The 17,057-nt window shown below is 70.9% G+C and carries 18 protein-coding genes; 9 read left to right on the top strand and 9 right to left on the bottom strand.

The features are described 5' to 3' along the window. The first annotated feature begins 86 nt into the window (after positions 1-86). From AB0M01_RS15595 to AB0M01_RS15570, 6 genes are all read left to right on the top strand, one after another. On the top strand, positions 87-710 hold the full coding sequence (locus AB0M01_RS15595; protein ID WP_363669719.1) for a class E sortase: 624 nt from the start codon (positions 87-89) through the stop codon (positions 708-710). 16 nt (positions 711-726) lie between these two features. After that, a complete protein-coding gene (pyrE, locus tag AB0M01_RS15590; protein WP_363669717.1) occupies positions 727-1,272 on the top strand; it encodes an orotate phosphoribosyltransferase in 546 nt (181 codons plus the stop codon). A gap of 7 nt (positions 1,273-1,279) precedes the next feature. Next, on the top strand, positions 1,280-1,825 hold the full coding sequence (locus AB0M01_RS15585) for a hypothetical protein (protein ID WP_363669715.1): 546 nt from the start codon (positions 1,280-1,282) through the stop codon (positions 1,823-1,825). A gap of 33 nt (positions 1,826-1,858) precedes the next feature. Then, positions 1,859-2,602: a LemA family protein gene (locus AB0M01_RS15580; protein WP_363669713.1), complete on the top strand. Its 744-nt coding sequence runs from the start codon at positions 1,859-1,861 to the stop codon at positions 2,600-2,602. A 201-nt stretch (positions 2,603-2,803) separates the two neighbouring features. Continuing rightward, a complete protein-coding gene (locus AB0M01_RS15575; protein ID WP_363669711.1) occupies positions 2,804-5,794 on the top strand; it encodes a BTAD domain-containing putative transcriptional regulator in 2,991 nt (996 codons plus the stop codon). Between the two features lie 36 nt (positions 5,795-5,830). Beyond that, the gene (locus AB0M01_RS15570; RefSeq protein WP_363669709.1) at positions 5,831-6,208 is read left to right on the top strand and encodes a hypothetical protein; all 378 of its coding nucleotides are present in this window, start codon (positions 5,831-5,833) and stop codon (positions 6,206-6,208) included. A 9-nt stretch (positions 6,209-6,217) separates the two neighbouring features. Here AB0M01_RS15570 and AB0M01_RS15565 read toward each other — a convergent pair whose 3' ends face one another. Beyond that, on the bottom strand, positions 6,218-6,934 hold the full coding sequence (locus AB0M01_RS15565) for a DedA family protein (RefSeq protein WP_363670566.1): 717 nt from the start codon (positions 6,932-6,934) through the stop codon (positions 6,218-6,220). Positions 6,935-6,961: 27 nt separating this feature from the next. Between AB0M01_RS15565 and AB0M01_RS15560 the strand changes: the two genes are divergently transcribed. Beyond that, positions 6,962-7,630 carry an RNA methyltransferase gene (locus AB0M01_RS15560; RefSeq protein ID WP_363669707.1) on the top strand — a complete coding sequence of 223 codons (669 nt, stop codon included), beginning with the start codon at positions 6,962-6,964 and terminating at the stop codon, positions 7,628-7,630. A gap of 211 nt (positions 7,631-7,841) precedes the next feature. Continuing rightward, positions 7,842-8,105 (top strand): hypothetical protein, encoded by a 264-nt coding sequence (locus AB0M01_RS15555; RefSeq protein ID WP_363669705.1) that lies wholly within the window; start codon positions 7,842-7,844, stop codon positions 8,103-8,105. 50 nt (positions 8,106-8,155) lie between these two features. Here the strand turns inward: AB0M01_RS15555 and AB0M01_RS15550 are convergent, their stop codons facing one another. From AB0M01_RS15550 to AB0M01_RS15520, 7 genes are all read right to left on the bottom strand, one after another. Further along, complete coding sequence (locus tag AB0M01_RS15550; RefSeq protein WP_363669703.1) at positions 8,156-8,488, bottom strand: hypothetical protein; 333 nt, start codon at positions 8,486-8,488, stop codon at positions 8,156-8,158. Positions 8,489-8,557: 69 nt separating this feature from the next. Continuing rightward, positions 8,558-10,297 carry an FAD-dependent monooxygenase gene (locus AB0M01_RS15545; RefSeq protein ID WP_363669701.1) on the bottom strand — a complete coding sequence of 580 codons (1,740 nt, stop codon included), beginning with the start codon at positions 10,295-10,297 and terminating at the stop codon, positions 8,558-8,560. Then, positions 10,294-11,151 (bottom strand): intradiol ring-cleavage dioxygenase, encoded by an 858-nt coding sequence (locus AB0M01_RS15540; protein WP_363669699.1) that lies wholly within the window; start codon positions 11,149-11,151, stop codon positions 10,294-10,296. The genes AB0M01_RS15545 and AB0M01_RS15540 overlap by 4 nt, the downstream gene beginning before the upstream one ends. An 11-nt stretch (positions 11,152-11,162) precedes the next feature. Further along, entirely contained in the window at positions 11,163-12,368 is a 1,206-nt protein-coding gene (locus AB0M01_RS15535) for a thiolase family protein (RefSeq protein WP_363669697.1), read from the bottom strand. Continuing rightward, positions 12,365-13,423: a maleylacetate reductase gene (locus AB0M01_RS15530; protein WP_363669695.1), complete on the bottom strand. Its 1,059-nt coding sequence runs from the start codon at positions 13,421-13,423 to the stop codon at positions 12,365-12,367. Before AB0M01_RS15530 ends, AB0M01_RS15535 begins: the two co-directional genes overlap by 4 nt. Continuing rightward, complete coding sequence (locus tag AB0M01_RS15525; protein WP_363669693.1) at positions 13,416-14,168, bottom strand: CoA-transferase; 753 nt, start codon at positions 14,166-14,168, stop codon at positions 13,416-13,418. The genes AB0M01_RS15530 and AB0M01_RS15525 overlap by 8 nt, the downstream gene beginning before the upstream one ends. Then, positions 14,161-14,991 (bottom strand): CoA-transferase, encoded by an 831-nt coding sequence (locus tag AB0M01_RS15520; RefSeq protein WP_363669691.1) that lies wholly within the window; start codon positions 14,989-14,991, stop codon positions 14,161-14,163. The genes AB0M01_RS15525 and AB0M01_RS15520 overlap by 8 nt, the downstream gene beginning before the upstream one ends. A gap of 60 nt (positions 14,992-15,051) precedes the next feature. On the opposite strand from AB0M01_RS15520, the gene AB0M01_RS15515 reads away from it, so the two are divergent. Continuing rightward, positions 15,052-15,834, top strand: a complete 783-nt coding sequence (locus tag AB0M01_RS15515) for an IclR family transcriptional regulator C-terminal domain-containing protein (protein ID WP_363669689.1) — start codon at positions 15,052-15,054, stop codon at positions 15,832-15,834. A gap of 155 nt (positions 15,835-15,989) precedes the next feature. Here the strand turns inward: AB0M01_RS15515 and AB0M01_RS15510 are convergent, their stop codons facing one another. Then, positions 15,990-17,009 carry an SIS domain-containing protein gene (locus tag AB0M01_RS15510; RefSeq protein WP_363669687.1) on the bottom strand — a complete coding sequence of 340 codons (1,020 nt, stop codon included), beginning with the start codon at positions 17,007-17,009 and terminating at the stop codon, positions 15,990-15,992. Positions 17,010-17,057: the final 48 nt, after the last annotated feature.

Raw genomic sequence — 17,057 nt, 5'->3', positions numbered from 1 at the left:
CCGTCCACATCGTCGTCCCCGGCAACCACGTGCGTCCATCGACACGACGTACACAGGCTTTGCAGTCGATCTGCATACTGGTCGCCATGGGACGGGGGCTGGTCAGGGGTCTGGGCGTGCTGCTGCTGGTGGCCGGAGTCGGGCTGCTCGGCTGGGTCGGCTGGCAGTACTTCGGCACCGGGATCACCTCGAACCGGCAGATGGACCAGCTCGAGCAGGACCTGCGTCAGCGCTGGACCACCGATCAGGAGACAGCGCCTGCGCCCGGTACGCCGATCACGCTGCTGCGGATCCCGAAGTTCGGCGCGGACTGGGAGAAGCCGGTGGTCGAGGGCGTCGGAAAGGACGACCTGGCCCGCGGGATCGGGCACTACCCCGACACCGCGCTGCCGGGCGAGAACGGCAACTTCGCGATCGCCGGGCACCGGGTCACCCACGGCTCGCCGTTCCGCAAGCTGCTGGAGCTGCGCAAAGGCGACCAGGTGATCGTCGAGACCAGCGACGCCGTCTACACCTACGAGCTGGACGGCTCCCCGAAGGACCTGACCGTGAAACCGGCCGACACCTGGGTCCTCGACCCGGTCCCGGGCAAGCCCGGCGCGGCTCCGACCAAGCCGATGCTCACGCTCACGACGTGCCAGGACCTCTTCCACTCCCCGGACCGCTCGGTCGCCTTCGCGCACTTGGTGAGAACGGATCCGAAGCGCTGACTTAAGCTGTGGCCTCATGAGCTCAGATCGCGATGCCCTGCTGGACCAGGTGAAGAACAAGGCCGTCGTGCACGGGAAGGTGACGCTGGCCTCGGGCAAGGAAGCCGACTACTACGTCGACCTGCGCCGGGTCACCCTGGACGCCGAGGCGGCGCCGCTGATCGGGCCGCAGCTGCTGGAGCTCACCAAGGACCTCGAGTACGACGCCGTCGGCGGCCTGACGCTCGGCGCCGACCCGGTCGCGCTGTCGATGCTGCACGCGGCCGCCGCGCAGGGCCGCAAGCTGGACGCGTTCGTCGTACGGAAGGCCGAGAAGGCGCACGGCCTGCAGCGCCGCGTCGAGGGCCCGGAGGTGAAGGGCCGCCGGGTGCTCGCGGTCGAGGACACCTCCACCACCGGCGGCTCGGTCCTCACCGCCGTCGAGGCGCTGCGCGAGGCCGGTGCCGAGGTCGTCGCCGTCGTGGTGATCGTCGACCGCGCGACCGGCGCCCAGGAGAAGGTCGAGGCCGAAGGCCTGGAGTACCGCTGGCTGTTCGGGCTGGAAGACCTCGGCCTGAGCTGACGCGCCCGTGGAGACGCTGAAGCTGGCGCTGCCGGTGATCGCGCTCGTGGTCGCCGCACTGGCGGCCCGCGGTTACCGGCGGAGCCAGGACTGGAGCCGCGGCGAGCTGGTCAGTGGCATCGCCGAGCAGCGGGACTGGCGGTACTTCGCGGACGAGCCCGGCCTGGTCGACCGCTGGCCGGGCAAGCCGTTCGGCCGCGGCTCCGAGCAGCAGGTGACGAACGTTGTCCGCGGCACCTGGGCGAACCGCAAGTTCCTTGCCTTCGACTACAGCTACGTCGTGCACCACACCTACGACCTGCGCGAGCAGGAGCACGTCCCGACCCACTTCGGCGTCGTGGTGATGCAGCTTCCGGGGAAGCTTCCCTCGGTGGAGGTCGAGCTCGGCGAGGTCGGCTGGCGGATCATGGGTGGGGACCTGCTCGCCTGGGAGCGTGGGCGGGTCGGCGAGGACGGGCTGGTCCGGCGGCTGGAGTTCCTCGCGGAGCTGGTCGGCGAGATCCCCCGGCAGGTCTGGAGCGAGTACGCCGAGCCGGACCCGGAGCGGGGTTAGGCTCCGGAGTACCTCTACCTCGGGAGCAGGGAAATGACCGCAGTCATCATCGTGATCGTGGCGCTCGTCGTGATCCTGGCGATCGCGCTGATCGTCTCGTACAACCGGTTCGTGAAGCAGCGGAACCTGATCCAGGAGTCGTGGCGGCAGATCGACGTCGAGCTGCACCGGCGCTACGACCTGATCCCGAACCTGGTCGAGACTGTGCGGGCGTACGCCGCGCACGAGCGGCACGTGTTCGAGGAGGTCGCGCGGCTGCGCACCCAGGCGGTCGGCGCCGAGGGGGCGACGCCGGAGCAGCGGGCCGCGGCCGAGGGGCAGCTCTCGGGCGCGTTGCGGCAGATGATGATCTCGGTCGAGGCGTACCCGCAGCTGCAGTCGAACCAGAACTTCCTCGGGCTGCAGCGCGAGCTGACCGACACCGAGGACCGGATCGCGGCCGGGCGGCGGTTCTACAACGCCAACGTCGGCGACTACAACACCCGGATCGAGTCGTTCCCGTCGAACCTGATCGCCAACGGCTTCAAGTTCGAGAAGGCCGGCTACTTCGAGGTCAAGGACGAGAGCGTGCGCGCGGTCCCGCAGGTCTCCTTCGGGACGATCGGCTCGGTCGCCGGCGAGCAGACCCCGCCGCAGATGCCGCCGGGAAACCAGTCCTCGGGCCAGATCCAGCCCCAGATGCCGGGCGGTCAGCAGCAGCTTCCGCCGCAGTCCGCCGGCCCGCCCGCCGCGGCCCCCGGCCCGCAGGACGGCCAGCCGCCCTTCACCGGGTCCTAGACAAAAAATTCAGGCCCGGGGTGCGACGGCGATGAGTCCGTCACCCCCGGGCCTGCCCTCCCCCCGGTACCTGCCCCCAGACTGCCCGGCGCGCATACATCCGGCGTACATCGGGACGTACATCGTTTCCCTCCAGCCTTCCCGGAGCGACCGCGGGATGCCACGATGGGGCGCGAACGGAACAGTTGAGAGGGCAGCCAAGTGGACAGTCTGAGGTACGAGATCCTCGGGCCTCTGCGGGTCGCGCACCTGCCGAACCAGCAGTTACGCGCGAGTAAGCCGCGTCAGCTGCTCGCCACCCTGCTCCTGCACCCGAACCGGTTCGTCTCCACCGACCTGATCGCCGACGCGCTCTGGGAGACCTCCCCGCCACGCTCCGCGACCGCCAACATCCGCACCTACGTGCGCGCGCTCAGAGCCGCGCTGCAGGACGCGGGCCTGCCCGCGCCGATCGACACCTCCGCGGCCGGCTACAGCATCGAGGTCGGGGTCGACGAGCTCGACTCCAGCATGTTCGAGTCGCTGCTCGCCGAGGGCGGCCACCTGCGCGACGCCGGTGACACCCGCCAGGCCATGCAGGTGCTGTCCCGCGCCTACGACCTGTGGCGCGGCCACCCGCTGTCCGACCTGGGGATCTCCTCGGCCTGGGAGGGCTCGATCGCCCGCCTGGAGGCCCAGCACCGCGGGCTGGTCGACAGCCTGCTCGACCTGCGTCTCCAGTACGGCGACCCGGCCGGCGCCGCCGTACTGCTGAGCGACCGCCTCACCGAGGACCCGTACGACGAACAGCTGTGGCGCCGCCTCGTCGACACGCTCGTCGCCGCCGGCCGGACCAGCGAGGCGCGAGCGGCGTACAGCAAGGCGGTCCGCACGCTCGCCGACGAGCTGGGCGTCGAGCCGGGCCCGGAGCTCGAAGCAGCCGGCTCCCGCGCCCAGAACAACCACACCGCGAACTGGCCGGACCCAGGCATCCCAGCAGCCCGTACGCCGAAGCAGGAGGCGGCCGAGCTGCCCGGTCCGATGTCCGCACCCGCTCTGACCGAGCCGCAGCGCCCGCCGTCGCAGCTACCGCTCGATCTGCCCGACTTCAGTGGCCGCAGCGAGTACCTGGACCAGCTGCGCGACCTGGTCTGTGGCCGCGACCCGGTCCGCCCGCCGATCGCGGTGATCTCCGGAGCGCCCGGCACCGGCAAGAGCTCGCTGGCGGTCCGGCTGGGCCATCTGGTCCGGGAATCCTTCCCCGACGGGCAGATCTACCTGGACATGCGCGGCGCCACCGACCCGCGCGACCCGGCCGGTGCGCTGACCGACCTGCTGCTCAGCCTGAACATGCCCGACTTCGCCGTACCGGCTGACCCGGACCGGCGGTCCGCGATGCTGCGCTCCGAGCTGGCCAGCCGTCGCGTGCTGATCATCCTGGACGACGTGGCGTCGGCCAGCCAGGTAGCTCCGCTCATGCCCGGCACCGGAGCGTCAGCGGTAGTAGTGACGAGCCGCAACCGGCTGATGGACCTGGCGGGCGCCGACCCGATCCCGCTGGACACGTTCGACGACCGCGAGGCCACCGAGCTGTTGCTGCGCGTCGCAGGCAACGGCCGGATCGACCGGGGATCTCCTGCTGCGGAGGAGATCCTGCTGGCCTGCGGCAACCTCCCGCTGGCGATCCGGATCGTGGCCAGCCGTCTGGCCCAGCGGCCGGACCTGAGCCCGAGCGAGCTGGCCCGGCGGCTCCGCGACGAGACCCACCGGCTGGACGAGCTGACCATCGGCGAGCTGGCCGTGCGGACCAGTGCTGACCTCAGCTACGACTCGCTGAGCCCGGAGGAGGCCCGGCTGTACCGGCTGATCGGGCACTTCGCCGTAGGGGAGTTCTCGGCGCGGGTGCTGGAGCCGGTCGCCAGCCCGGCCGTCGTACGGCGGAGTCTGGACAGGTTGATCGAAGTCAACCTGGTGCAGATCAGCTCGATCGACCCGACCGGCAAGGCCCGCTACCGGGTGCACGACCTGCTGCGGCTGCACGCGATCGGAGTCGGTGACGACATCCAGAAGGCCGACGCGCTGAAGGACCTGGCCACGCTGCTCGACGCCTTGCTGGCCAAGGTACGCCGGGCCGCCGCGGCCCTGCCGTTCGGCTACTTCGGCAACCTCGACTACGAAGGTCCGCTGCTCTCACCGGACCCGCAGCCGTTCACCGACACGGACGCGATCGCCTGGTTCGACAGCGAGCGCAGCAGCTTCGTGCCGGCCATCCGCGCCGCGGCCCAGAACGGCCTGCACGAGCACGCCTGGCGGCTGGCCGCGGCGTGGGGTCCGTACCTCGACATGCGGGCCGGCTTCGACGACTGGAACGAGTCGCACCAGCCGGGGCTGCTCAGCGCCATCGCCTGCGGCGACCGCCGCGGCGCCGCGATCCTGCACCGCAACCTGGGCCAGCTCGCGCTGTACCAGGATGACTGGGACGCGGCCTGGCAGCACCTGTCCACCGCGGCCGAGCTGTTCGCCGAGGTCAAGGACCGGTTCGGCGAGGGCATCGCGGCGGTCGGCGTCGGGACCTGGCTGCGCGAGCGCGGCCGCCCGGACGAGGGCCTGGAGCAGTACGAGAACGCCGTCCGCGCGTTCGTCGAGGTCGGGGACGCCAACGGCGAGGCGGTAGCGCGCAGCGCGGTCGCCTCGATCTGGCTGGCCCGCGACGACACGGTGACCGCCGGGCGCTACCTGGCCGAGGCGTTCCTGCTCGGCGTACGGCGGGGAGACCGGCACCGGGAGGCGAAGGTGCGGCGCCGGATCGCCACGCTGCGGGTCCACCAGGACCGGCCCGACCAGGCCGTTCGCCAGCTGCAGGCCTCGCTGGCGATCTTCACCAAGATCGGCGACGACCACTGCGCGGCGTACGCGCGGGCCGATCTCGGGCGGGCGCTGGTCGCGGTCGGCGAGGACGCGGCGGCCCGCAGGATGCTGCTGGACGCGATCGAGATCGGCCACCGGCTCGGTGACCGCAGCGTCGAGGGCGAGGCGGCGTACCAGCTGGGCCTGCTGCACGCGACGACCGGGAACGCCGACTTCGCCCGCCGCTACCTGCAGCGCGCGGTGCGTGCCTGGCAGCAGATCGGCAACGAGGCCCGGGTCGCCCGGGCCCGCGAAGAAGTTCAAAAATTGAATGTACGGACGCTGTATGCGGGTGCGGAAGGCTGATCTCGCCACGGGGGGAGAAAGCTGATGGAGCGCCAGATGGCAGAGCGGGTGGCAAACCCGAGGGGGACGGAACCGGCCCTGGACTGGCAGTTGGAGCGGATCGGCTCCACCGCCTGGCAGGACTGGACGCTGAAGTTCCAGCGGATGGCGTTCGGTTACGCCAACGACAGCGGCTGGCACGACTCGGCCGACGCGCTGCAGTGGCTCGATCACCACGCCCTCCTGCGCGAGGGGGCGGCGCCACGGGGGGCGCTGGTCTGGTACCAGGCGGTGGACCGGATCCGGGTGGCCTGCTCACTCGGTTCCGGTCAGGTGATCGGGCCGCTGCCGTCCGGCGAGGTGGCGGTGGCCGCGCTGGTCACGCTGAGCACCGACTACGTCTGGTCGGACCCGCACTTCCCGTTCGCCCATTGAGGGCGACGGTCACTCGTTGTTGATCTTCTCCATCACCGCGGTCCGCTCGGCCTCGGTGTCGTAGCGCTCGTCGTGGCCCTGGCCGTTGTCGTGCGCCTTGGCCCGTCGCTTGGCCAGCACGTACTCGACGATCATCGGGATGACCGAGACGAAGACCAGCAGGATCAGCGCCGACTCGAGGTGCTCGTGGATGAACTTGACCCGGCCGAGCGCGTGCCCGAGCAGGGTGACGCCGGTGCCCCACAGGACCGCGCCGATGCCGGTCCAGAAGAAGAACCGGCGCGGGTCCATCTTGCCGGCGCCCGCGGTGACGGTGATGAAGGTGCGCACGATCGGCACGAACCGGGCCAGCACCAGCGCGCGCGGGCCGTACTTGTCGAAGAACGCGTGGGTGTCCTCGATGTACTTCGGCTTGAGGAACTTCGCGTTCGGGTTCTTGAACAGCGTCGTCCCGAGCGCGCGGCCGATGTAGTAGCCGGAGACGTTGCCCAGGAAGGCGGCGACGGTGAGCACCACGCAGGCCAGCCAGAGCGGGACGTCGATGGTGCCGAGCGCGACGAACAGGCCGACCGCGAACAGCAGCGAGTCACCGGGCAGGATCGGGAACAGCAGCCCGCACTCGATGAAGATCACCGCGGCGGTGCCCCACAGAGCCCAGTCGCCCAGCCAGTTCAGCAGGAACTCCGGGTCCATCCAGTTCGGCATGAGCATCGCCATCTGCATCATCACGCCGACAGGGTAGCGTCCCCACCTGTGCAAGAGGCTAATCGTGACAGTGCTGCTGACCTGGTCGGAGCCGATCTCGTCGGTCCCGCGGAGGTCGGCGTCGGCCCCTGGCCGGGCGCCCTGCCGACCGATCCGCGGCTCGATCCGGAGCTGCTCGCCGAGGGTGACCGCCGCAACGTGGTCGACAAGTACCGGTACTGGCGGCTGGAGGCGATCGTCGAGGACCTGGACGCGCGCCGGCACCCGTTCCACGTCGCGATCGAGAACTGGCAGCACGACCTGAACATCGGCTCGGTGGTCCGGACCGCGAACGCCTTCCTGGCCCGCGAGGTGCACATCGTCGGCAACCGGAAGTGGAACCGCCGCGGCGCGATGGTCACCGACCGCTACCAGCACGTCCGCCACCACCCGCAGCTCGCCGACCTGGCGGCGTACGCCGACGAGCAGGGCCTGCCGGTGATCGGCATCGACAACCTGCCCGGCTCGGTGCCGCTGGAGACGTACCAGCTCCCCGAGGCCTGCGTCCTGCTGTTCGGTCAGGAAGGCCCCGGCCTGACCGACGCCGCCCACGAGATCTGCACCGACGTACTGAACATCGCCCAGTACGGCTCCACCCGCTCGATCAACGCCAGCGCGGCGGCGGCCATCGCGATGCACGCGTGGATCCGCCGCCACACCTTCCAGCAGCAGCCGTGAGGTGCGGGCCTGGCTCGCCGTACCGAGAAGGCGTCAGCAAGGCGGAGCTGGGAGCGGCGCGGCAATCCTGCTGAGCGTGTTTCGAGATCTGGCCGTAACTCTCGGCGGGCTGTGGCGTTGTTGGTGCATCAAGTCAGTCCCAACTCGGGCGGGGACGGCTCGTCACTGTGGCGTGCCGTACTGGGTGTGCGACGACGTGGGGGAGAAGACGGTGAGTTCTGGCCTGTACGCGCATCGACCGGAAGAACTGGACGAGATCGCGGTGGTCCCGCCTGCTCAGCGGGCGGCGATGCGGGAGACCGCGCAGATCTGGTCCGACCTGATCCACGAGCTCGCGACGGTGAAGGCGCTGACGGCGGCGGCGCTCGGCGCCTCCGACGACTCGGCGCGGGTCGCGATGCTGATGCTGATCGAGGCGGAGACCAACGAGGCGACCGCCCTGGCCCGGCAGCTGAGGGCCGACCCGGCGGCCTGACTCCACCTGCTCGGCCTCGAACCGACCCGGACCGCGTGCAGGCGTGGGCCTCACTCTCGCCCGAAGAGTCTCCAACGGCGTTTGCGGGAAGGGGGAGCGTCGGGCCACGCCGGTGGGAGTGGTTGCGCCGGTGCATTGGCGAGGTGGGCTTCCAGCGCCTCGGCGCAGCTGGGGCACAACGCCCAGGCGCTGGAGTCGGCCATGACCTGCGCGAGCCACTGGTCCGACATGTTGAAATCACTCAGGCCGAGGTTCCGGGCGACGGCGTCGCCCGTGGCGATGGCGCCACGCGGCCGGAACCCGCTGACCGCGGCCGCCTTGACGGTGTCCGCCGGGTAGCGGATCCCGTCGCACTCGTCGTTGCAGAAGTCGCAGATCGCCATCAGGTCTCCCTTCGACCTGACCAACCTACGGGTGCCGCACCACCGTGCGACACCCGTGGCCAGAAGCGGTCAGCGCCCGAGGATGCTCGCGAAGGCCGCCTGCAGAGTCTCGGTCGGATCGGCCGGTAGCTCGCTGGAACGGAAGGCGATGTGCGCGTCCGGCCGAACCACCAGGCACCCGGTGTCCGGGATCTCGCGCAGCCGGGCCCAGTCGCCGTACAGGTCGTCGAGCTCGCGCCCGGGACCGATCACGGCCGCCTCGATCGGCAGCCCGAGCGACTCCGAGACCGCCTGCGCGGCCTTCACCCACGACTCGCCGCCGATGCCGGTGAGCACCGTGAAGCGGCCCTTGCCGACCACGTCGAGCGTCGACACCGTCTCGGACCCGCGGGTCAGCCAGCAGTGCGGGATCCGCGCGCCCGGCCAGGTGGTCGGGTGGTAGTACAGCTCCGCGTCCCGCTCGTACGCCGGTTCGGGCGTCTCGTCCGGAACGACCGCCGAGGACGTGTACCGCTGACCGAGCTCGACCCCGTGCGCGTTGAACTCGTAGTCCTTCAGCTCGATCGCCTCACGCAGTTCGTTGCGCTGGGCAACGCCTTCCGGAGTGTCGTCCTTGCGCGACTCGATGGTCCGCCCGGCGGGCGCGTCCGGCGTCATCCCGAGCGCCCGGAAGATCTGCCCGAACTGGGTGCGGCTCTTGTTCGCCCGCTCCACGATCTGCTTGGCGATCGGCACCCGCTCCTCGTCGTACGACGCCAGCAGCGACGGCGCGGCCTGGCCCTTCAGCACCAGCGCGAGCTTCCAGGCCAGGTTGTACGCGTCCTGGATCGACGTGTTCGAGCCGAGCCCGTTGCTCGGCGGGTGCCGGTGGATCGCGTCGCCCATGCAGAACACCCGGCCGACCGACGCCTGCTCGGCGTACATGTGGTTGACGCTCCACACCGAGGTGCCCTTGAGCTTCACGTCGATCGTGTCGTCACCCACCAGGTTGTGCACGATCTCGGTGGCCATCGCCTCGTCGACGACCGGCGCGGGCTGGTTGATGTCGTAACCCCAGACGATCAGCCACTCGGTCCACGGCCGGACCATCCGGATCAGCCCGGCGCCGATGCCACCGATCTGCGCGCCCGGCTGCAGCACCCAGTACAGGACGCTCGGCCGGTGCGCAACGTACTTGGACAGGTCGGCCTCGAAGACGATGTTCATCGAGCCCTCGATGTCCATCGCGCCGGCCATCGGCAGCCCGATGTCCTGCGCGACCTTGCTCCGGCCGCCGTCGGCGCCGATCAGGTACTTGGCGCGGATGTCGTACTCCGCGCCGCTGAGCCGGTCCCGGACGTGTGCGGTGACGCCGTCCGCGTCCTGCTCCAGCGACAGGTACTCGGTGTCGAACCGGACGCGCGCGCCGCGCCTGGCCGCCGTACTGACCAGGATCGGTTCGAACAGCGTCTGCGGCAGGTCGCACGGCAGCGTCGGCGACGCCTCGGTGTAGTCGGCCAGCCGGCGCGGATGCGTTCCCCAGGTCCGGATCCGGCCGATCTCCTCACCGGCGAGGCTGGTACAGAACGCGGTCTGGCCCATCAGGGCGTGCTCGGTGCCCTTGTCGATGACCTGGTCCTCGATGCCCATGTCGCGCATCAGCTCGACCGTGCGCTGGTTGGTGATGTGCGCCCGCGGCGTGCCCGCGGTCCAGCGGTACCGGTTCAGCACGACGTTGTCGATCCCGTACGACGACAGGAACAGCGACGCAGCTCCCCCGGCCGGCCCGCTGCCGACGATCAGGACGTCGGTCTCGAAGGGTTCCGTCATCGGGTCTCCTCGGTGGTGGCCAGGACCAGGTCGTAGTGCACCGAGGCCCACGGCTGGTCGACCGCGCGGCCGTCCGGCGCTGTACCGGCCTCGTGCTCGGCGAACTCGGCGACCAGCGAGTCCTTGACGCCGAAGACCGCGTCGTTGGCCAGGTACTCGTCACCGGCGGCGAAGATGTGCGTGATCAGCCGGGCGAATCCGGGCGCGGTGACCATGAAGTGGATGTGCGCGGGCCGCATCGGGCCACGCCCGCCGGCCCGGAGCAGCTCGCCGACCGGGCCGTCGTCGGGGATCGGGTAGGCCACCGGGCGCACCGACCAGAACGAGTAGTTGCCCTCGGCATCGGTCGTGAAGTGGCCGCGGTTCTGCGGGACGGCGACGTCCTTCTGTACGTCGTAGAAGCCGTCCTCGTCGGCCTGCCAGGTCTCCACCAGCGCACCGGCGACCGGCTGGCCCTTGGTGTCCAGGACCCGGCCGCTGACCAGGCAGGGCTCGCCCGGGGCGCCGTTGGCGATGTCGTCCCCGAGCTCGTACGCCGGGGAGCCCTCGACGAAGAACGGGCCGAACACGGTCGCGGCGGTGGCCTCCGGCGGCAGGTTGGTGTCCAGCCCGACGGTCAGCATCGACAGGCCGAGCACGTCGGCCAGCAGCACGAACTCCTGCCGGGTCGCGGTGGAGATCTGCCCGGTCCGGGTCAGGAAGTCGATGCCGCGGAAGTACTCGTCCTCGGTCAGGTTCACCTCCTGCGCGAACGCGTGCAGGTGCCGCACCAGCGCACCCATCACTTCCTTGGTCCGCGGGGTGAGGCTGCCGTCGAAGCTGGCCACCACCTCGTCGGTCAGGTTGTCGCTCATCTGGTTGCCTTTCATGCCTCGATCACCATCGCCAGTCCCTGGCCGACGCCGATGCACAGCGTCGCCAGGCCGTAGCCACCGCCGCGCCGGTGCAGCTCGTGCGCGAGAGTGGTGAGAATTCGGGTGCCGGAGCTGCCCAGCGGGTGCCCGAGCGCGATCGCGCCGCCGTTCACGTTGACCTTCGCGCGGTCCAGCTCGGGCCACTCGCCCAGGCAGGCCAGGCTTTGCGCGGCGTACGCCTCGTTGAGCTCGACCAGCTTCAGGTCGTCCCAGCCGATGCCGGCCTTGGCCAGCGCCTTGCGGGACGCCTCGACCGGGCCGATGCCGAAGTACTGCGGCTCGACACCGTGCACCCCGCGGCTGACGATCCGGGCCAGCGGGTTGATCCCGAGCCGCTGCGCGGTCTGCTCGTCACCGATCAGTACGGCGGAGGCGCCGTCGTTCAGCGTGGAGGCGTTGCCCGCGGTGACCGTGCCGTGCGCGCGGAAGGCGGGCTTCAGCTTGGCCATGATCTCCGGCGTACCGCCTTCGCGGATCGACTCGTCGCGGGTCAGCGGCTGCGTCTTCGGCGGCAGGTACGGCGCCAGGTGCTCCCAGGGGACGATCTCGCCGTCGAACGTCCCGGCGGCCCAGGCCTTCGCGGCCTTCTCGTGCGACTCCAGCGCGAACAAGTCCTGCGCCTCGCGGGTGATGCCGTACTTCTCCGCGAGCTGCTCGGTCGCCTCGCCGAGCGAGACCGTCCACTCCTTCGGCATCCGCGGGTTCACCAGCCGCCAGCCGAGCGAGGTCGACTCGGCGGTCATGCTGCCGTGCGGGAAGGCGCGGTCGGGCTTCGGCAGCACCCAGGGCGCGCGGCTCATCGACTCGACACCGCCTGCGACGACAAGCCCGGCGTCGCCGGTCTCGACCGCGCGGGCGGCCTGGATCGCGGCCTCGAGGCCGGAGCCGCAGAGGCGGTTGACCGTCGTACCGGGGACGCTGGTCGGGTAGCCGGCGAGCAGCGCGGCCATCCGGGCGACGTCGCGGTTCTCCTCGCCGGCGCCGTTGGCGTTGCCGAGGAAGACGTCGTCGATCTCGGCGGGGTCGAGGCCGGGGTGCCTGACCAGCAGTTCCCGCAGAGTCACGGCGGCGAGGTCGTCGGGGCGTCCGCCGGCGAGCGCGCCGCCGAGCTTGCCGACCGGGGTGCGGACGGCGTCGAAGAGGAAGGCGGCGGTCATGGTCGGTCTCCAGCCCAGGCGTGGACGAGCAGGTCGGTGAGTACGGATTCATCAACAGGCACAGGGTTTTCTGGGTGGCCGGCCGCGAACGTCCGGGCGGCTTCCCGGGCCTGTTCTTCGGTGAGGCCCAGGGCGCGGAGGCTGGTGGGAACACCTGTGGCGGTGAAGAAATCGTACAAGCCGGAGGCCAGATCCCCTGCCTGGATGGCAGATTCCAGCCGTGCTCCGGCGCGCGGCACGGCGGCCGCGTTGAGGTGTGCTACGTGCGGCAGGACCGCCGCGTGGGTCTCCGCGTGCGGGAGGCCGTAGCTGCCGCCGAGCAGGTGGCAGAGCTTGTGGTGCAGGCCGGTCCCGGCCGACGCGAGGGCCGAGCCGGCCAGGCTGGCGCCGTACAGGAGGTTGCCTCGGGCATCCAAGTCGTGCGGGTCCTGGACGACGGCGAGCAGCCCGTCGTGGAGCGCGCGAGCGGCTTCGACGGCGAGCACCTCGGTGATCGGGTCGGCCTTCGGGGTCCAGGTCGCCTCGACGCAGTGGGCCAGCGCGTTGGCGACGCTGGCCGCGGTGATGCCGAGCGGGAGCCGGCTGCTCAGGACCGGGTCGTAGACGACGGTCCGGGGGAGGACGGCGAGGTCGGTGCCGGTGGTCTTGCGGCCGTCGGCGGTCTGGCCCCAGACCGGGGTCATCTCGGACCCGGCGTACGTGGTCGGTACGGCGAGGATCGGGAGGCCGGTGGTGAGCGCGATCGCCTTCGCGAGGCCGATCGCCGACCCGCCGCCGATGGCCACGATCCCGTCGGCTGCGATCTCCTGGGCTTTGGCCCGCGCCGCCTCGGCGCGCTCGACCGGTACGTGCTGCCGCACCTCGTCGATCCGCCCCGCGAACCGATCGCCCAGCCCCAGCTCGACGACATCGGCAGCCTCCCGAGCAGACCCCGTGGCAATCACCAGCGCCCTGGAGACCCCAAGCAGTTCCACCTCGCCGGCGACCTGATCCAAGGCCCTGGCCCCGAACACCACTCGGCTCGGAAGCCCCACATGGACGAAGGCCTCAGGCATCGATCGGCTCCCGGCTGCGCAGCTTGCGGAGCACGTCCAGCTCGTGGGCGGTCGGCGCCGGTACCTCTTCGATGCTGTCGGCAACCTTCAACGGCCAGCCGGTGGCGGCGACCGCCTGCTCGACGGTCACGCCGGGGTGCAGCCGGGTCAGCGTCAGCTCGTGCGTCACCGGGTCCGGCTCGAGGACGCCGTGGTCGGTGATCACCAGCGTCGGCCCCGCACCCGGTGCCTCGCGCTCCTGCCCGGTCGGCCCGTAGCCGACCGAGGAGACGAAGTCGACGGTCTCCACGAACGTCCGCGGCGACTGCTTCACGATCACGATCACCCGGCGCGCGGCGGCCGCGATCTCCGGCGCGCCACCCGCCCCGGGCAGCCGGACCTTCGGGTGCGCGTGGTCGCCGATCACCGTGGTGTTGATGTTGCCGAACCGGTCGATCTGCGCGGCGCCGAGGAACCCGACGTCGATCCGCCCGGCGCCGACCCAGAAGTTGAACATCTCCGGGACCGACACCACCGCGGTCGCGGTCGCGGCCAGGTCGTCGTCGCCGATCGACAGCGGCAGCCGGTGCGGCCGGGCGTCGATCGCGCCCGACTCGTAGACCAGCCGGCAGTTCGGCGCGTGCGTGTGCCGGGCCAGGTTCGCGGCCAGGTTCGGCGGGCCGACGCCGACCAGGCAGACGTCGCCGTCGTCCAGGGCCCGGGCGGCCGCGACGTTCATCATCTCGGCGCTGTCCCACTCAGGCATCGGCGTGCTCCTTGAGGTCGTTGTCCGTGGCCCAGGCCAGGAAGGCGTCCCGGTCCCGGGCGACGGTGTCCCAGCGCTGGTAGAAGTCGTTGTCCCGCACTGAGTAGCCGGCGGCGTACGACGGCCAGGCGCCGTTCGGCACCACGCAGACCGCGCTCAGCACCCAGTTCGGCAGGATCACCGCGCCGGTCCGCTCCGGGAAGCTGTCGACGACCTCCTCGACGGTCACGATCGCCCGGTCCGCGGCCAGCACGGCCTCGCGCTGGACGCCGGTGATGCCCCAGAGCATCACGTTGCCGTCGCGGTCGGCGAGCTGCGCGTGGATCACCGTGACGTCGGGGTTGACCGCCTTCACCGCGGCCAGCTCCTCGCCGGTGAACGGGCAGGTGACCCGGGAGATGATGTCGCTCTGCTGCTCCAGGTCGGTGCCGCGGTAGCCGCGCAGTACGGCGAACGGCAGCCGCGCGGCGCCAGCGGAGTACGCGTTGGCGAGCCCGGCGTGGCTGTGCTCGGAGACGGTCAGCGGGTGCGGCCACGCGTTCTCGACGGCGTCGCGCAGCCGGTGCAGCGAGCCGACGCCCGGGTTGCCGCCGTACGAGAAGACGAGCTTGTCGGCGACCCCGAGCCCGATCAGCTGGTCGTAGACCAGGTCCGGCGTCATCCGGACCAGGGTCAGGTGGCGGCGGCCCTGGCGGGCGATCTCGTGCGCGGCCGCGAACGGGATCAGGTGCGTGAAGCCCTCCAGCGCGACGGTGTCGCCGTCGTGCACGTGCGCGGCGACGGCTTCGGCCAGGGAGGTGATCGGTGCTGCTGGACTCGGCATGAAAGCTCCGCTAGGATTTCGCTCAGCGAAAAGTTCTTCTTTCAACGAAAAGGCTAGCCGATGGTTGGTGACGCGTCTACAGGCACGTTCCTGCAGGGCCTCGAGCGTGGGCTGGCGGTGATCCGCGCGTTCTCGGCGGACACGCCGTCGCTGACGCTCAGCGAGGTGGCGCGCGACGTCGGGATCACTCCGGCGACCGCGCGGCGGATCCTGCTGACGCTGGAGCAGCTCGGGTACGTGCGCAGCGACGGACGGCGGTTCACACTCACCCCTCGTGTCCTGGCGCTGGGCTGGGCTTACCTGTCCTCGCTGGACCTGGGCGACATCGCCGGTCCGTTCATGGAGGAGCTCAGCGCGCAGACCCGGGAGTCCTGCTCGATCGCGACGCTGGACCTGCCCGACATCGTGTACGTCGCCCGCGTGCCCACCCGGCGGATCATGACGGTCGCGCTCGGCGTGGGGGCGCGGCTGCCGGCGTACGCGACGTCGATGGGGCGCGTGCTGCTCGCCGGGCTTGCTGCTGACGAGCTGACGGCGTACCTGGATTCGGTGGAGACCGAGCGACTCACCGAGCACACGCTGACCGCGCCGGACGAGCTGCGGGAGGCTGTGGAGCAAGCAGGTGCCGACGGCTACGCGGTGGTGGACCAGGAGCTGGAGCTGGGGTTGCGGTCGATCGCCGTACCGATCCTGGACTCCAGGGGCCGGCCGGCTGCGGCGCTGAACGTGTCGGCGCACGCTTCGCGCAGTACGAAGGCTGCGCTGGTCACCGAGTCGTTGAAGCCGTTGCAGGAGTGCGCTGACCAGATCGGCACAGCGCTGCGCCAGCGGGGACGGATCTAGGGCTTCGCGACCTGCGGGGCTTGCAGGTCAGTCGCGCTGCAGCTCGAGCATGGTTGGTGAACAACAAGACCCCAGGTGATTCCGGCCGGAGTGGCGGGAACTACCTGGGGTCTGCTCGGCCGGCTCTGTGCCGGCTTCAGCTCGTGGGCTGTGTTCTAGTCGGTCTGCGTGACCTTGCGGAGGCCGCGGGGGGCGTCGGGGTCGAGACCGAGCTTGCGGGCCAGGGCCTCGATGGCGCGTTGGGCGGGGATGACCAGCGCCAGGGGAGCGAGGGTCTCGGGCAGGTCCGGACCGGCCAGGTTGACGTCGCACAGGGAGGCGAACTTGGGGTCGCCGCCGATGCCGAGGATCTTGCTGCCCTTTTCGCGGACGATGGTGGCGAGCTCGGTCATGCCGGGGAGGGCGGGGCCGTCGGCGGCGGCGACCAGGATGGTGACCAGGTCGGCGTCGACGACGGCGATCGGGCCGTGCTTCAGGTCGGCGTAGGAGAGGCCGCGGACGGGCTGGAGGCAGGTCTCCTCCAGCTTGAGGGCTACCTCGAGGGTGGTGCCGAAGGTGAGGCCTCGGCCTGAGGAGAGGACGTCGTGGGCGCCGGCCAGGAGGTCGGCGGCTGACTCGACTGAGCCCTCGAGCATCTTGGCGGCTGCTTCGGGGACTCGGGCGATGTCGGCGTCGAGGGTGCCTGGCTTCTGGGCGAGGGCGTCGACGGCGACGGTGATCGCTGCGAGTTGGGTGGTGTAGGTCTTGGTCGCGGGGACGGCCAGTTCCTTGCCGGCCTGGGTGATCAGGGCGACATCCGCCGTGGAGGCCAGGGGGCTGTCGGCGTCGTTGGTGATGCCGACCACGGCGGCGCCGTTGCGCTTGGCCCATTCGGCGGTGTCGACGATCTCCTGGGTGGCACCGGACTGGCTGACCGCGACGACCAGGGAGTTCGACAGGTCGAGGTTGGCGCCGTACAGGGTCGCGACCGACGGGGCGGCCAGCGAGGCCTGGCGGCCGGCGTGGATCTCGGTCAGGTAGCGGCCGTAGACCCCGGCGTTGTCCGAGGAGCCCCGGGCGACGAAGATCACGTGCCGGCGCCCGGCGGCGAGCCGGGTCACGTCGTGCCGGCTGGGCAGCACGTGCTCGAACGTCGCGGCCAGTGCGGCCGGCTGCTCGGCGATCTCGCGTGCCATCTGGGTGGCAGAGGCGGGGACAGACACCACTGGGATCACTGGTCCTAT

Origin of the sequence: Kribbella sp. NPDC051770 (genome assembly GCF_040681455.1) — a bacterium.
Lineage (GTDB): Bacteria > Actinomycetota > Actinomycetes > Propionibacteriales > Kribbellaceae > Kribbella.
The sequence above is the reverse complement of the archived record's forward strand: the minus strand, read 5'-3'. Positions and strand labels throughout refer to the sequence as shown.

Bases quoted from the DNA above. Each gene is read 5' to 3' on its own strand.
- AB0M01_RS15510 (WP_363669687.1), bottom strand. From the start codon at position 17,009: ATGGCACGCGAGATCGCCGAGCAGCCGGCCGCACTGGCCGCGACGTTC.
- AB0M01_RS15550 (WP_363669703.1), bottom strand. From the start codon at position 8,488: ATGGCGATCTGCGACTTCTGCAACGACGAGTGCGACGGGATCCGCTAC.
- AB0M01_RS15525 (WP_363669693.1), bottom strand. From the start codon at position 14,168: ATGCCTGAGTGGGACAGCGCCGAGATGATGAACGTCGCGGCCGCCCGG.
- AB0M01_RS15595 (WP_363669719.1), top strand. From the start codon at position 87: ATGGGACGGGGGCTGGTCAGGGGTCTGGGCGTGCTGCTGCTGGTGGCC.
- AB0M01_RS15565 (WP_363670566.1), bottom strand. From the start codon at position 6,934: ATGATGCAGATGGCGATGCTCATGCCGAACTGGATGGACCCGGAGTTC.
- AB0M01_RS15515 (WP_363669689.1), top strand. From the start codon at position 15,052: ATGGTTGGTGACGCGTCTACAGGCACGTTCCTGCAGGGCCTCGAGCGT.
- AB0M01_RS15580 (WP_363669713.1), top strand. From the start codon at position 1,859: ATGACCGCAGTCATCATCGTGATCGTGGCGCTCGTCGTGATCCTGGCG.
- AB0M01_RS15535 (WP_363669697.1), bottom strand. From the start codon at position 12,368: ATGACCGCCGCCTTCCTCTTCGACGCCGTCCGCACCCCGGTCGGCAAG.
- AB0M01_RS15530 (WP_363669695.1), bottom strand. From the start codon at position 13,423: ATGCCTGAGGCCTTCGTCCATGTGGGGCTTCCGAGCCGAGTGGTGTTC.
- pyrE (WP_363669717.1), top strand. From the start codon at position 727: ATGAGCTCAGATCGCGATGCCCTGCTGGACCAGGTGAAGAACAAGGCC.
- AB0M01_RS15545 (WP_363669701.1), bottom strand. From the start codon at position 10,297: ATGACGGAACCCTTCGAGACCGACGTCCTGATCGTCGGCAGCGGGCCG.
- AB0M01_RS15570 (WP_363669709.1), top strand. From the start codon at position 5,831: ATGGCAGAGCGGGTGGCAAACCCGAGGGGGACGGAACCGGCCCTGGAC.
- AB0M01_RS15520 (WP_363669691.1), bottom strand. From the start codon at position 14,991: ATGCCGAGTCCAGCAGCACCGATCACCTCCCTGGCCGAAGCCGTCGCC.
- AB0M01_RS15540 (WP_363669699.1), bottom strand. From the start codon at position 11,151: ATGAGCGACAACCTGACCGACGAGGTGGTGGCCAGCTTCGACGGCAGC.